This is a genomic window from Pseudonocardia oroxyli (assembly GCF_900102195.1).
Lineage (GTDB): Bacteria > Actinomycetota > Actinomycetes > Mycobacteriales > Pseudonocardiaceae > Pseudonocardia > Pseudonocardia oroxyli.
The window spans coordinates 57940-72518 of sequence record NZ_FNBE01000019.1; the positions used below are offsets into that span (position 1 = coordinate 57940).

A 14579-nucleotide genomic window follows, 5' to 3' on the forward strand; every position below is an offset into this window, starting at 1 on the left:
CTACACGAACGATCGCTCAGTGGACGAGGGCCTTCAGCAGCCGGTCCGGTTCCAGTGCCGGGTCGAGCGTCAGGCCGCTGTGCACCGGGCCAGGCCGGACGACGGTGCTGCGCGGGGCCGTCAACCTGCGGAAACGGCGTCCCAGGTCCTCCCCCACGCCCGGGCCGGAGGCGGCGAGGGCGCCCTCGGTCCGCCGGTCCGCGCGCGCCGCGTCCGGGACCGCGCACACGGCGACGACGGTCTCCAGCAGGTCGGTGATCGCGTCCGCGTCCGCGTGCGGGTCGAGCGCCGCGAGCCGGGCGCGGTCCAGGTGCACGGCACCGCCGAGGAAGTCTCTCGCCCGGCAGTAGACGAGCACGCCGGCGTTGATCGTCTCGCCGCGCTCGGGCCGCGGCACGACCTGGAGCACCGCGTACTCGTAGAGGACGCGGCTCATCGCCGGACCTTCGGCAGGCGCGCGGCGAGCCAGGCGGGTGCGCGGCCCTCGCGGGTGATCGGGCGGGGGCGACCGGCGGCGGCCGCCTCCCGCACGCCGGGCAGCCACGCGTCCCGCGCGGCGACGCGGGCCGCCAGCGTCTCGACGTAGCGCTCGCGGGCGTCCGGCGGCTCGCCGTCGAGCCACGCGTCCGGCACCTGCGCCACCGCCGCCCGCACGGCGTCCGCGGTGACGAGCGGCGCGAGCGCGGCGTCCGCGGCGTCGAGGTCCGGGTGCGCGCCGAGGAGGACGTGGTCGGCGGCGTCGAACGGGCGGCGCGCCCAGGTCTCGGGGTCGGTCCAGGCGTGGTGGAAGGTGAGGGTGGCGCCGTGGTCGATCAGGTAGGGCGTGCGGTGCCAGAGCAGCATGTTGCTGTTGCGCCAGGAGCGGTCGACGTTGCCGACGAGCGCGTCGAACCACAGCACCCGGCCCGCGAACTCCGACCCCGGGTCGAAGGCCAGTGGGTCGAAGTCGAGCGCGCCCGGCAGGAAGTCCAGCCCGAGGTTGAGCCCCGGCGAACGGCGCAGCAGCTCCTGGACCTCCTGGTCCGGCTCGGCGAGGCCCAGGTCGGGGTCGAGCTCCACGGTGACGAGCTCGGGGACCGCGAACCCGAGCGTGCGGGCCAGCTCGCCGACGACGATCTCGGCGACCAGCACCTTCCGGCCCTGCCCCGCGCCGTGGAACTTGACCACGTAGGTGCCGAGGTCGTCCGCCTCCATCAGGCCGGGGAGGGACCCACCCTCGCGCAGCGGCGCGACGTAGCGGGTCGCGGTGACATGGCGCAGCACCCCGTCATGGTCCCCCGCGGGCGGGCCGCACGGCGGGCCGGGGTAGCGGTGCACGAAGGCCCCGGCCCCGCCGCGGTCGCGGACGGCGGGCCCGGGGCCTGCGCGAGAGGTGGTCGACCCGCAGAGATCAGCGGTTCTCGGTGTCGCGCACCGAGCCGAAGGACCCGGTGTGCGGGTCGGCGTAGCCCGCGTAGGTCGGGCGGGCCTGCTCCTGGCCGGGCTCGGTCCACACGGGAGCGTCCTCGCGGGCCGCCCGCGGGGTGGCGTTGGCGTAGGCGCTCGGCACGCGGGTCGGACGCTCGGCGGCGGGCTCGTCCCAGACCGACGAGGGCCGCTGCTGCTCCTGCGCGAAGCGCGGGGAGGGCGTGGGGCGGTCCTGCCAGGCGGCCTGCGGGGCCCACTGCGGCTCGTCGTCCCAGCGCGGGCGCGGCGCCTGCTGCCCACCGGTGCCGCCGACCGTCGAGACCGCGGGCCGGAACGCCTGCGGCGCGGGGGCGATCGGCACGCCGGCGGGGTCCGAGCTCACGTCGACCGCCTCCGGGGCGGCGGGCTTCTTGATCCGGTCGAAGACGAGGTGGTCGACGCTGAGCCGGCCCGCGCCGTTCGCCGCGATCGCCACGCAGACCGCGGCGATCAGCCCGACCAGCTCCCACCCGTTGTCCCGGACGAAGACGCCGTGCTCGCCGTGCACGAACAGCACGGCGCCGAGCATCACGAAGGTCATTCCGGCGGAGGCGTAGGGCACGAACAGCCCGATCGCCAGCAGGATCGAGCCGACCAGCTCGACGACCAGCGTGAACGCGGTCGCCGCGATGGCCAGCGGGATCCCGAAGTTCTCGAACTGGCCCGACGTGGAGGTGAAGCCCTTCACGCCGAAGGTGTCCCACACGTGGGCGAGCATCACGAAGGCGACGGTGAGGCGCGCCGCGAGGATCAGGACGTCGCGCACGGGCTCGGGGAGCGAACGATGGAACACAGTCGTTCTCCTGACTATGGGTCGTCGGCGTACCGCGTTGAGTGACGAAGCTAGACCGGAGAGCTGCCATAGCTAGGCCGATCAGAGGTTTCTGCGGTGGTCCGACACTCGCACGCGATGAGCTGCAGAACCGAACCACTCATCTGTGTAACGAAACCCCGGTCGTGTGGTTACGCACCGTTCGTCTCACGTGACTCCCCGCTGGTCGGCTGTGACCCGCCACCCAACCGAGTGGGTGACTACGCCGGCAGGATCTCCCTCCACTGCTTCGTGGCGGCCCGGCCCGGCGCGATCCAGGCGAGCCCGGCCAGGTCGCCGACGTGCGAGACGCCCTGGAAGGCCGCGGCGACGCCCAGCACCGACAGCCCCACCTCCAACGCGGACGGGTTCGGGGACGGCATGCCGTTCGGCTTCACGAAGGTGATCTTGAACTTCTCCCCCGCCACCCGGGCGACGAACCCGCCGCCGAACCAGTACCAGGGGTAGGACACGTCGGTGACCTGCGGCAGCGGGGCGTCGAAGTAGGTCGTCTCACCGTCGGTGAAGGCGATGCGGCCCTCCGCGGTCACGAGGTAGCCGGGGCGGTTGCGGAGCCCGCCGATGATCCAGGCGGGGCTGGCGAGGACGGGTGCGGTGGTGGTCATGCCTCCAGCACACCGCGCGGGCGGGCGCGGAAACACCAGACCGCCACCACTTCGGACCTTCGTAGTACCCACACCTGCGGCAGAATGCGCGCGTGGACATCACCGCGACCCCCGAGTGGACCGCCCTCACCGCACATCACGCCGCCGTCGGCGAGCGGCACCTGCGCAGCCTCTTCGCCGACGAGCCCGGCCGGGCCGAGGCGATGACCGCCGAGGGCGCGGACCTCGTTCTCGACTACTCGAAGCACCGGATCACCGCCGAGACGCTCCCGCTGCTCGTCGCGCTGGCCGAGGCGGCGGGCCTGGGCGAGAAGATCACGGACATGTTCTCGGGGCGCCACATCAACACCTCCGAGGACCGGGCGGTGCTGCACACCGCGCTGCGGCTGCCCGAGAACGACGCTGCCGCGGCGCTCGTCGTCGACGGGCAGGACGTCGTCGCCGACGTGCACGAGGTGCTGGCCCGGATGGGCGAGTTCACCGACCGCGTCCGGTCCGGCGCGTGGACCGGCGCCACGGGTGAGCGGATCCGCACCGTCGTCAACATCGGCATCGGCGGCTCCGACCTCGGCCCGGTGATGGCCTACGAGGCGCTCAAGGACTACTCCGACCGCGGCATCGAGTGCCGCTTCGTGTCCAACATCGACCCGACGGACCTCAGCGAGGCCGTCCGGGACCTCGACCCGGCCACGACGTTGTTCATCGTCTCCTCGAAGACCTTCACCACCCTCGAGACGCTGACCAACGCCCGCAACGCCCGCAGCTGGCTGGTCGAGGGCCTGGGCGACGAGGGAGCCGTCGCGAAGCACTTCGTCGCGGTGTCGACGAACGCGGAGAAGGTCACCGAGTTCGGCATCGACCGGGCCACCATGTTCGGCTTCTGGGACTGGGTCGGCGGCCGCTACTCGGTCGACTCCGCCATCGGCCTGTCGCTGATGATCGCCGTGGGCAAGGAGGGCTTCGGCGAGTTCCTCGCCGGCATGCACGCGATCGACGAGCACTTCCGGACCACGCCGTTCGCCCGGAACCTGCCGGTGATCTCCGGCCTGCTCAACGTCTGGTACGCCAACTTCTTCGGCGTCGAGACCCACGCGGTGCTGCCCTACTCCCAGTACCTGCACCGACTGCCCGCCTACCTGCAGCAGCTGACCATGGAGTCCAACGGCAAGTCGGTGCGCGGCGACGGCACCCCGGTCACCACGGTCACCGGCGAGATCTTCTGGGGCGAGCCGGGCACCAACGGCCAGCACGCCTTCTACCAGCTGCTGCACCAGGGCACCCGGCTCGTGCCCGCGGACTTCATCGGGTTCGCCGAGCCGAACCACGACCTGCCCGGCGAGGGCGGCGCGGACTGCCAGGACCTGTTCATGTCCAACCTGTTCGCCCAGACCGCCGCGCTGGCGTTCGGCAAGACGGCCGAGGAGATCGCGGCCGAGGGCACGCCCGCGGACGTCGTGCCGCACAAGGTCATGCCGGGCAACCGCCCCACCTCGACGATCCTGGCCCGCAAGCTCACCCCGTCGGTGCTCGGGCAGCTGATCGCCTTCTACGAGCACCAGACGTTCGTGGAGGGCGTGATCTGGGGCATCGACAGCTTCGACCAGTGGGGGGTGGAGCTGGGCAAGGTCATGGCGAAGCAGTTCGGGCCCGCCCTCTACGAGAAGGACGCCGACCTGTCCGCTCTCGACCCGTCCACCGCCGCCCTGATCCGCCGGTACCGGGCCTGGCGCGGCCGCTGAGCGGCGTTCGCCGCGCGGATCCGGATCCGTCCGGGCAGGCTGGACGGGTGCGTAGGCCTCTCCTGCTGGTCAACCTCGTCGCCGGCGTCCTCGTGGTGCTCGCCGCCCTCCTCACGTGGGCGGCGTTCACCGGGGTCGGGCCCGCGGCCCGGGACACGGCGGCGCTGAGCGTCGCCGTGGACGACCGGACCCCGCTGCTCACCAGTGCGGCCGTGGTGTTCACCAACATCGGCAGCACCGCGGCGATGGCGCTGCTGGCCCTGGTGGTCGGCGTCCTGCTGTGGGTCCGGGGCCACCGGCTCGACGGCCTGTGGCTCGTCGCCACGATGGTCACGGCCGGCGCGGTGTTCACCCTGGTCAAGCGGCTGCTCGACCGGCCGCGCCCGCCCGAGTCGGTGCGGCTGGTCGAGGTGGGGAACACCTCGCTGCCGAGCGGGCACGCCACGATGTCCGCCGCCGTCGTCGGGGCGCTCGTGGTGTTGGCCTGGCCGCACCTGCACGGCCTGTGGACCTGGCTGGTGCCCGGCGCGGCGGTGCTCTGGATCGGCGGGATCGGCGCGACCCGGATCTACCTGGGCGTGCACTGGTTCTCCGACGTCGTGGCCGGCTGGGCGACCGGGCTGGCCTGGCTGGCCGTGTGCACCGGCGTCCTGCTCCGGGCGCGGACGCGGGCCGCTACGCCTGTTCCTTAGCGCACCACCAGGTGCTGCGACCGCCGACCGTGCCGTGCACCATCTCGGCGCCGCAGCGGGGGCAGTGCCCGCCCGGGCGGCGATGCTCGATCACCTCGCCGGTGTGGACGCCGCCGTGGGCGATGGCGTCCTGCAGGGCCTTCTCGAGGTGGCGGTACAGCCGGTCGAGGTCCTTCGGCGCCAGCTCGTCCGCGGGCACCGCCGGGTTGATCTTCGCCCGCCACAGGGTCTCGTCGGCCGGCAGGTTCCCGACGCCCGCGAGGACCGACTGGTCGAGCAGCCGCGCCTTGACGGCGGTGCGGGACCGGGCGATCCGGATGCGGAAGTCCTGCCCGGTGATGTCCTCGGCGTCCGGGCCCAGGCCGTCGAGGTCGGGATCGAGGCGGATCCGCCCGAGCCTGCGCTTGTCGAACAGGCGGAACCGCCCGCCGTCGGCGAAGACGATCGTGAACCGGTCCCACTCCGCCTTGCGCGGCTGCCGGTCCGGCCGCTCCGGGCCGCCGCCGATGCGCTCCCCCGCGTCGTTCGTGACGATCACCCGCCCGCCCATCCCGAGGTGCACGCCCAGGGTGTGCTCGGTGTCGGTCTCGCACCACATCGTCTTGCCGCGGCGGTGCACGGCGGTGAGCTTCCCGCCGACCAGCGCCCGCGCGATCTGGCCGGGCGGGTGGGGTCGGCAGACGAACTCGTCGTGGTCGTCGACGCTGCGGATGACGCGGTCGACGGCGCCCTCCAGGACCTGCCGCGCGAGCTCCACCTCGGGTAGTTCCGGCACGCCCACCAGTCTGGAACAGGCGCGCGGGTTCCGCGCGTTGATCCGGGCGTGATGCGGGTACGGGCTCCTGAGCTGCGCGGACGTCGCTGGCTGAACACCGGCGGGATCGAGCCGGACCTGCGCGGCAGGATCGTCCTGCTGGACTTCTGGACGTTCTGCTGCGTGAACTGTCTGCACGTGCTCGACGAGCTGCGCCCCCTGGAGGAGGAGTTCGCGGACGTCCTCGTCGTGGTCGGCGTGCACTCCCCGAAGTTCGCGCACGAGGGCGATCCGGCGGCGGTCGAGGCGGCCGTCGAGCGCTACGGGGTGCGCCATCCCGTGCTCGACGACCCGGACCTGCGGATGTGGGACGCCTACGCCGCCCGCGCCTGGCCGACCCTCGCCGTGATCGACCCGGAGGGGTACGTGGTGGCGCAGATGGCGGGCGAGGGGCACGCGCACGGGCTGGCGGTGCTGGTGCGGGAGCTCGTCGAGAAGTTCGGGGACACGCTGCGGCGGGGCGAGTCGCCGTACGTCGCTCCCCCGGAGCCGACGTCGGCGCTGCGCTTCCCGGGGAAGGTGATCGCGCTCGGCGAAGGCTTCCTGGTGTCCGACACCGCGCACCACCAGATCGTCGCGCTGGACGGGTCGTTCGCCGAGGTGCGCCGGTTCGGCGCGGGACGGGGCGAGCCGTTCGCCGAGCCGCAGGGGCTGGCGGCGCTGCCGGCGGAGGTGGCGGCCGAGGTCGGGTACGACGTCGTCGTCGCCGACTCGGTGAACCACGCGCTGCAGGGCCTCCGGCTCGCGGACGGCCGGGTCACCCGGATCGCCGGGACCGGGGAGCAGCTGCGGGAGCGGCCGCAGCCCGGTGAGTCCTCCCCGGCCTCCTCGACGCCCCTGTCGACGCCGTGGGACGTCGTGTGGTGGACGGACCGGATCGCCGTCGCGATGGCGGGCACGCACCAGATCTGGACCTTCGCGCCGCGCACCGGCGAGGTCGAGGTGCTGGCCGGGACCACCAACGAGGGGCTGCGGGACGGACCGGTGTCCGAGGCGTTCTTCGCGCAGCCGTCCGGGCTGGCGGTCTCCCGCGACCCGGACGACCGCGGCGACGACACGCTCTGGATCGCGGACGCGGAGACCTCCGCGGTCCGGTCGGTGCAGCTGTCCGCGGTCCCGCAGGTCTCGACGGCGGTGGGGCTCGGGCTGTTCGACTTCGGCCTCCGGGACGGCCCTGCCGCGGAGGCGCTGCTGCAGCACCCGCTCGGGGTGGCGGTCCTGCCGGACGGCTCGGTCGCCGTGGCGGACACCTACAACGGGGCGATCCGCCGGGTCGCCGCCGGGCAGGTCACGACGCTGGCCCAGGGGCTCGCGGAGCCGAGCGACGTGCTCGTCGACGGGGACACCCTGGTCGTCGTGGAGTCGGCGGCACACCGGCTGGTGCGGCTGCCGATCCCGGCGGGCGCCCGGGTCGACGCGGGCGCCCACACCGTCCGCCGCCCGGTGACCGACCTCGGCACCCGGGTGGCGCTGCGGATCGACTTCACCCCGCCGACGGGCCAGCACCTCGACACCCGTTTCGGCGACCCGACCGTGCTCACGGTCGCGGCGTCTCCGGAGTCCTTGCTGGTCAGCGGCGGTGGGACGAGTGCGGGCCTGACCCGCACGCTGGAGCTGGCGCCGGGCGAGGGCGTGCTGTCGGTGAGCGTGGCCGCGGCCGCCTGCGATCTCGGCGACGCGGTCTTCGCGGCCTGCCACCGGTACCAGCAGGACTGGGGCGTCCCGGTCCGGGTCGGCTCGGGTTCCGACGAGCTCGTCCTGGACCTGCGCGCGGTGGAGTGACGGACGCTCGACGCGGATCCCCGACGATCTGATCGCGAGTGTGACGAGAGCGTGCGCGGCGGAGCGCTCCCGTCACGCTCGGAAGGATCAGTCACCGCCGGTGTCACGGGAGCGTGCGCGGCGGAGCGCTCCGGTCACGCTCGGAAGAATCACCCACCGCCGGCGTCACGGGAGCGCACATCGCAGAGCGCCCCCGTCACACTCGGAAGAATCACTCACCGCCAGAGTCACGAGAGCGCACGCCGCGGAGCGCTCCCGTCACACTCGGAAGAATCACTCACCGCCAGAGTCACGGGAACGCACACCGCAGAACGCCCCCGTCACACTCGGAAAGATCACTCACCGCCAGAGTCACGGGAACGCACACCGCAGAACGCCCCCGTCACACTCGGAAGAATCACTCACCGCCGGTGTCACGAGAGCGCACCTCACCGCGCGCTCCCGTCACACTCGCAGGTCCGCGGATCACTCGAGTTCGGCGACCGACCACGTGCCGTCGGCGGCGGGGGCCGCGATCTGGAACTCGCCCTCCGGCAGCGTGCGGACGTGCTCGGCGAGCTGCGCCGCGGTGAGCGTCTGCGCCTCGACGACGGTACGCACGCGCGGGTCGGCGCCGTCGACCGAGACGGTGACGCTGTCGTCGACCGGGACGGTGGTGGGGAGGACGAGTAGTTGGGCGCCGCCCTCGTCGAGCAGCGCGGCGGTGCCGGGGGCGGGGACCACCGGGGTGCCGAGCAGGTCGAGGCGGGCCGCGACCAGCGGGATCGTGCCGGACGGGAGGGTCAGCGTTCCGACGACCGCATCGACGACCGGGTCCGCGCCCGGGGCACCCGGGACCGGTGGGGTCCCGCCGGCCTGGCCCTGCGCCGCTCCCGGAGGCCCGGCGGCGACCGCGGGCTCCTGCGGGGAGAGCGCTGCGGGCGCCTCGGCGGCGACCGGAGGTGTAGCCGTGGCAGCGGTCTGCGGCACAGGCGAGCCGGCGACCGGCGATGCTGCAGGCGCGGCGATCTGAGGCACAGGCGAGTCGACGACCTGCGGCGCGGTGGCCGCGGCGGCGACCTCCAGTGCGGGCGACGAGGCGACAGCCCCCGGTGCGGGCAGCCCGGCGGCGACCCGCGGCGCAGACGGTGCGGGGGCAGCCTGCGCTACGGACTGGTGTCGCGCTGCGGGGATCGTCCAGGTCAGGGCGGGCTGCCCGGCCGCGGGTGTCGCCGGAGTGGACGGCGAGCGCTCGACCGCCCCGCCCTCGGCGCTGAGGGAGGCGGCGGCGATCGAGGCGGCGGCGGTGGCGCTCTCCGCGGGCAGTGCGTCGCTCGGCTGGATCCGTTGGGCGGGCACGGTGGCGCGGGGTGCGTCGAAGCTGCGCGGCCAACCCTCCACGGTCCGGGGCTCGGGCAGGTACTCCAGCAGACCCGTGCGGCGCTCACCGGTCGCGGCCGGCCGGGTCGCGCCCAGGTACTCGTCCCCGCGCCAGCGGTAGTGCGACACCTGGACCGGTTGGTCGTAGTTCGGGGCGTTGACCATCTTCCCGTCCCCCAGGTAGATCCCGACGTGGTAGACCGCCGACGGGCTGCCGTAGAAGACCAGGTCGCCGGGCTGCAGGGGGGCGTCCGCGGGGACGTGCGGGCCCGCCACGTACTGGGTGTGCGCCGTGCGGGGGAGCGCGATGCCCGCCGCGGCGTACGCGAAGGCGGTGAGGCCGGAGCAGTCGAAGCCGGTGTCGCCTGCGCCGGGGCCGTTGCCGCCCCACTGGTACGGGACGCCGAGCTGCCCCAGTGCGGCGTCGATCGCGGTCTGGGCCCGGCCGTCCGGTAGCTGGTCGGTGAACTCGGCGGGCGCCGGGGCGACGGGGCCGCCCCCTCCGCCCGCTCCCCCACCGAGGTTCTCGACGGCCGGGCCCCCCGTGTTCGCGGTGGCCCGGACCGCCGGGTCGCGCAGGGCCGACGGGATCGCGCCGACCGTGGCCACGAGCAGCACCGCGAGCAGGATCCACAGCCCCGTCATCCGCCGCCGGCGCCGCGGCAGCGGGCGGTACCGGACCGGAAGGGGTCGGCGGCCCCACGGATCGGCGGTCGGCTCCTGCACGCCGGGCTCAGAATCCCGGACGGTGGCACGCGCGGCGGCACGGTCGGCACGCCGCAGCCCCGGCTCGCGCACCGTCGCGCGGGCGAGCATCGCCGTCGCGAGCCGGGCGCCCGCGAGGCCGGCCGAGGCGACCCGGGCCGCCTCGATCCGCGCACCGCCGACGGCACCCCGGGCCCCGCCCTCGTCCCCCGCCCGACGCGGCCCGGGGATCACGACCGGGTCCGCGGCACGGCGCGGCGCCGGGATCCGCTCCACCCACCGCGCGCGGCGGGCTGCCCACTCCTCCGCCTCGACGCTCGTCCAGCGGTGCGAGGTCCGCTGGTCCGGCACGGCGACCCGGGCGGACGCAGGCGCCGCCCGATGGCGCCCCTTCACGGAACGTGAACCCGAACGCTCACGCAGTGCCATCGCTCGTTCCCCCGAACGGTCGTGTCGACTGATCGAGAGGAACTCTGCTGGACACGCCCCGCAGTCGTCATCACACGGACGGGCACCATCGGCCCCGGTCCGCCCGTCCGGGTGACGAATGCGGAACGGCCCACACACGACGGTGCGGGCCGCTCACGCGAAACGGGTCAGACCGCGACCGGCTCCGGTGCGTGCGCGGCGACCGAGTCAGCCGCGCTGCGCAGCGCCACCTGCCGGATCACGACGGCCGCGACGATCGCGACCAGCGCCACCACGCTCGCCCACAGGAACGCCGAGCCGACACCGCTCGCCACCGCGGCCTGGAAGGCTTCGCGGATCGGGGCGGGCAGCTGGGCCAACATCGCCGGCGTGAGCTGACCGCCCGCCACCTGCCCGCCCGCGGCCGCGCCGAGCTGGTCTGCCAGCGACGACTCGAGGCGCGTGGCGTAGAGCGTGCCCAGGAGGGAGACGCCCAGCGAGCCGCCGATCGTCCGGAACAGGGTGGCCGCGCCGCTGGCCGCGCCCATGTCCTTCATCTCCACCGAGTTCTGCACGACGAGCATGGTGGTCTGCATCAGGAAGCCCATCCCGACGCCGAGCACGACCATGAACAGCGAGCTGGTCAGCGTGCTGGTGCCCACCCCCATCGTGGAGAGCAGGAACAGCCCGCCCGCCATCACGAACGAGCCGATGATCAACAGCCATCGGTAGTGCCCGGTCCGGGTGACGAACTGGCCGCCCGCCAGCGACGTGACCAGCATGCCCGCCATCAGCGGCAGGAGCAGCAGGCCCGAGTCGGTCGCCGAGGCGCCCTGCACGATCTGCTGGTACTGCGGCAGGAAGGTGACCGCGCCGAACATCGCGAAGCCCGCCAGGAAGGTGAGCACGACCGCCGCGGTGAAGTTCCGCGACGAGAAGAGCCCGAGCGGCAGGATCGGCTCGGCGACCGTGCGCTCGGCGAGCACGAAGAGCACCGCCGCGACGACGGCCAGCACCCCCAGGCCCACGATCTGCCACGAGCCCCAGGCGTACTCGGTGCCGCCCCAGCTGGTGAGCAGGGTCAGCGACGAGATGGCCACGGCCAGCAGCCCCGCGCCGCGCCAGTCGATCCGCGCCTCCCGCCTGCGCACCGGGAGCTTCATCGTGAACCAGATGACGACGAGCGCGAGGACGCCCAGCGGGATGTTGATGTAGAAGGCCCAGCGCCAGCTGAAGTTGTCGGTGAGGAACCCGCCGAGCAGCGGGCCGCCGACGAACGCGATCGGCATGACCGCGGCCATCAGGCCCTGGTAGCGGCCCCGGTCGCGCGGGGGGACCAGGTCCCCGATGATCGCCATCGCGCCGACCATCAGGCCGCCCGCGCCGATGCCCTGCAGCGCGCGGAACCCGATCAGCTCGCCCATGTTCTGCGCGAGCCCCGAGGTGGCCGACCCGATCAGGAACACCACGATCGACGCCATGAACACGCCCTTGCGGCCCCACAGGTCGCCGAGCTTGGCCCAGATCGGGGTGGCGACGGCCGTGGCCAGCGCGTACGCGGTGACCACCCACGACAGGTGGGCCAGCCCGCCGAGCTCGCCCACGATCGTCGGCATGGCGGTGCCGACGATCATGTTGTCCAGCATGGCGAGCAGCATGGCCAGCATCAGCCCGGCCATCACGGTGTAGATCTCGCGCGGGGTGCGCGGTTGCGCGAAGGCGGGCTCCGGCATCCGGTGCCGCCCGACGGCCTGTGTCATGTGATCCGTCCTCGTCTTCCGTCCGTACTAGCCGGGCGGCTGGTAAGCTACTTGCCGACAGGCTAGCACGGTTCACTAGCCGGTCGGCAAGTAAGCCGGATCACCGTGAGAGGATGGCGATCATGTCGGTGGCGGACGAGCGGCGGACGGACACGCGATCCCAGATCCGGGGGGTCGCGCTGGAGTTGTTCGCGGAGCAGGGCTACGACAAGACGTCGCTGCGGGAGATCGCCGAGCGGCTGGGCATCACCAAGGCCGCCGTCTACTACCACTTCAAGACGAAGGAGGAGATCCTCACCAGCCTCTTCGACGAGGTGGGAGCGGGGATCGACGGCATCGTCGAGTGGGCGCGGGCCCAGCCCGCCGGGCGTGCGACGCACCGGGAGGCTCTGCGTCGCTACCAGCAGCTCTACGCGGGCGAGTCCGCCGCGCAGCTGATCCGGTTCGTCCAGGAGGGCCAGGCCACCTTCAAGGACCTCGCGGTGGGCGCGGACATGAAGAAGCGCTTCGGCGCCCTCATCGAGGTGCTCACCCCGAAGGACGGCTCGACCGAGGACCAGCTCCGCTTCCGGCTCTCGCTGATCGCGATCCACCTCGGCGCCTTCCACACCGACGGGATCGACGGGTCGGACGACGAGCGCGGCGCCGCCGCGCTCGCCATCGCCCGGGACCTGATCCGCTAGCGGCGCCCCGCAGCAGCCGACCGGGCAGCGCACCGGTCTCCACGCCGTCGGCGTAGGTCTCCTGACCTGCGACGACGGTGTGCAGGTAACCGTCGGCCCGCTGGAGCAGGCGGCGGCCGCCCGCGGGGAGATCGGCGTGCATCTCCGGCTTGCGCAGCGTCAGGTTCGCCAGGTCGATGACGGTGAGATCGGCGCGGTAGCCCGGGGCGAGCACGCCGCGGTCGGTGAGTCCCACGGCGCGCGCGGTGTCCCGGGCCTGCTGCGCCACGATGTACTCGAGCGGGATCCGCGCACCGTCGCGGTCCCGGGTCCAGTGCGTGAGCAGGGTCGTCGGGAAGCTGCCGTCACAGATCGTGCTGACGTGCGCGCCACCGTCCGACAGGCCCGGGACGGTCTGGTCGTGGACGAGCATCTCGTGCACGTCGTCGAGGTCGCCGTGCACGTAGTTCGCGCCGACGAGGTAGATCATGCCCTCGCCCGCGACGATGTCGTAGGCGAGCTCCACCGGGGTACGACCGGCGCGCGCGGCCCGCTTCACCAGCGAGTCCTCGGTCGAGGGCTCGTAGTTCGGCGGGTCCGTGAGCTCGTACATCAGGTGGAACGCCGCGATCGCGCCGCCACCGAGCCGGGAGCGGTTCTTCTGGCCGGTGTGCGCGGCGAGGATCGCCTCCCGCACGTGCGGCTCCCGCATCCGCGCCGCCTGCTCGGGCGGGGTGAGGCCGCCGAGCTTCTGCCACTCCGGGTTCTCCATGAACGGGTTGAGCGTGTTCTCCAACCCCATGATCAGCCCGACGGGACGGGCCGCCACCTGCGCCCGGATCTCCAGCCCGTCCGCCCGCGCCTGCTCCATCATCCGCAGGATGGCCTTGTGCCGCTGCGGGTCCTGGACGAACTGCAGCAGCGAGAAGGACAGCGGGCGCCCCGACACCGCCGCCATCCTCCGCAGCAGTTCGAACTCCTGCTCGGGCTCGGGGAAGTCGCTGACCAGCTGCAACACCCCGGTACCGGTCTCGCCGACCGCCCGCGCGATCGCGACGAGCTCGTCGGCGCCGAGCCCGTAGGACGGGATGAGCTCGCCGCCGGTGCTCTTGTGGTTCAGGGTCCGAGACGTCGAGAAGCCCAGCGCACCCGCCCGGACGGCCTCGACCGCCAGCTTCGCCATCATCGCGACCTCGTCGGCGGTGGCCTCCTCGTGCGCGGCGGCGCGCTCCCCCATCGCGTGCACCCGCAGCGCGGCGTGCGGGACCTGCACGGCGAGGGCGACGTCGTACGACCGGGCCGCGAGCACGTCGAGGTACTCGGGAAGGTCAGCCAGGACCACGGCAGACCCTCGTGCAGGGCGATCCCGGGAATGTCCTCGACCCCCTCCATCAGGTCGATCAGCCGGTGCCGGTGTTCCGGCAGGGCGGGTGCGAACCCGACCCCGCAGTTCCCCGCCACCACCGTGGTGACCCCGTGCCAGGGCGACGGCTGCAACCGGCTCTCCCAGGTCGCCTGCCCGTCGTAGTGGGTGTGGATGTCGACGAACCCGGGCGCCACCACGGCCCCTCGGCCGCGATCTCCCGCGCGCTGGTGCCCGCGACGCGCCCGACCACCACGATCCGGTCCCCGGACACAGCGACGTCCGCGGTCCGCGGGGCCCCTCCGTTCCCGTCGACCACCGTGCCACCCCGGACCACGAGGTCGTACTCGGCTGTACCCACGATGCTGCCCACCCCTGACGTCGCTGTCGGTCCCTCCTCTCTAGCCCACCG

At 73.4% G+C, this 14579-nt stretch carries 10 protein-coding genes and 2 pseudogenes; 4 read left to right on the forward strand and 8 right to left on the reverse strand.

The window, feature by feature from the left end:
* Positions 1–16: 16 nt before the first annotated feature.
* The 4 genes from BLS43_RS24640 to BLS43_RS24655 all read right to left on the reverse strand — a co-directional run bounded on the left by BLS43_RS24640 (position 17) and on the right by BLS43_RS24655 (position 2883).
* Positions 17–436: a DUF3037 domain-containing protein gene (locus BLS43_RS24640; RefSeq protein ID WP_093089084.1), complete on the reverse strand. Its 420-nt coding sequence runs from the start codon at positions 434–436 to the stop codon at positions 17–19.
* Positions 433–1263: a HipA family kinase gene (locus tag BLS43_RS24645; RefSeq protein ID WP_176921521.1), complete on the reverse strand. Its 831-nt coding sequence runs from the start codon at positions 1261–1263 to the stop codon at positions 433–435. The genes BLS43_RS24640 and BLS43_RS24645 overlap by 4 nt, the downstream gene beginning before the upstream one ends.
* A 127-nt stretch (positions 1264–1390) precedes the next feature.
* A complete protein-coding gene (locus tag BLS43_RS24650) occupies positions 1391–2239 on the reverse strand; it encodes a DoxX family protein (RefSeq protein WP_143030206.1) in 849 nt (282 codons plus the stop codon).
* Between the two features lie 239 nt (positions 2240–2478).
* Entirely contained in the window at positions 2479–2883 is a 405-nt protein-coding gene (locus BLS43_RS24655) for a hypothetical protein (protein ID WP_093089087.1), read from the reverse strand.
* Positions 2884–2975: 92 nt separating this feature from the next.
* Between BLS43_RS24655 and pgi the strand changes: the two genes are divergently transcribed.
* Both pgi and BLS43_RS24665 read left to right on the forward strand, forming a co-directional pair.
* A complete protein-coding gene (gene pgi / locus BLS43_RS24660) occupies positions 2976–4622 on the forward strand; it encodes a glucose-6-phosphate isomerase (RefSeq protein ID WP_245707773.1) in 1647 nt (548 codons plus the stop codon).
* Positions 4623–4669: 47 nt separating this feature from the next.
* Positions 4670–5314, forward strand: a complete 645-nt coding sequence (locus BLS43_RS24665; RefSeq protein WP_093089089.1) for a phosphatase PAP2 family protein — start codon at positions 4670–4672, stop codon at positions 5312–5314.
* On the opposite strand, the gene BLS43_RS24670 is transcribed toward BLS43_RS24665, so the two are convergent.
* Positions 5298–6089 (reverse strand): Fpg/Nei family DNA glycosylase, encoded by a 792-nt coding sequence (locus BLS43_RS24670; RefSeq protein ID WP_093089155.1) that lies wholly within the window; start codon positions 6087–6089, stop codon positions 5298–5300. The two genes, BLS43_RS24665 and BLS43_RS24670, sit on opposite strands and share 17 nt — an antisense overlap.
* A gap of 51 nt (positions 6090–6140) precedes the next feature.
* Here BLS43_RS24670 and BLS43_RS24675 point away from each other — a divergent pair, with 51 nt between their 5' ends.
* The gene (locus BLS43_RS24675; protein WP_093089156.1) at positions 6141–7910 is read left to right on the forward strand and encodes an NHL domain-containing thioredoxin family protein; all 1770 of its coding nucleotides are present in this window, start codon (positions 6141–6143) and stop codon (positions 7908–7910) included.
* A gap of 1434 nt (positions 7911–9344) precedes the next feature.
* On the opposite strand, the pseudogene BLS43_RS32155 reads toward BLS43_RS24675, so the two are convergent.
* Together BLS43_RS32155 and BLS43_RS24685 are read right to left on the reverse strand one after the other, a co-directional pair.
* Positions 9345–9728 (reverse strand): annotated as a pseudogene (locus BLS43_RS32155) (C40 family peptidase); the annotation flags it as partial.
* An 842-nt stretch (positions 9729–10570) separates the two neighbouring features.
* Positions 10571–12142, reverse strand: coding sequence for an MDR family MFS transporter (locus tag BLS43_RS24685; RefSeq protein WP_176921522.1), 1572 nt, complete (start codon positions 12140–12142; stop codon positions 10571–10573).
* A 113-nt stretch (positions 12143–12255) separates the two neighbouring features.
* Here BLS43_RS24685 and BLS43_RS30650 point away from each other — a divergent pair, with 113 nt between their 5' ends.
* Entirely contained in the window at positions 12256–12825 is a 570-nt protein-coding gene (locus tag BLS43_RS30650; RefSeq protein ID WP_093089090.1) for a TetR/AcrR family transcriptional regulator, read from the forward strand.
* Positions 12826–12937: 112 nt separating this feature from the next.
* Here the strand turns inward: BLS43_RS30650 and BLS43_RS31335 are convergent.
* Positions 12938–14367: pseudogene (locus BLS43_RS31335) on the reverse strand (N-acyl-D-amino-acid deacylase family protein); the annotation flags it as partial.
* Positions 14368–14579: the final 212 nt, after the last annotated feature.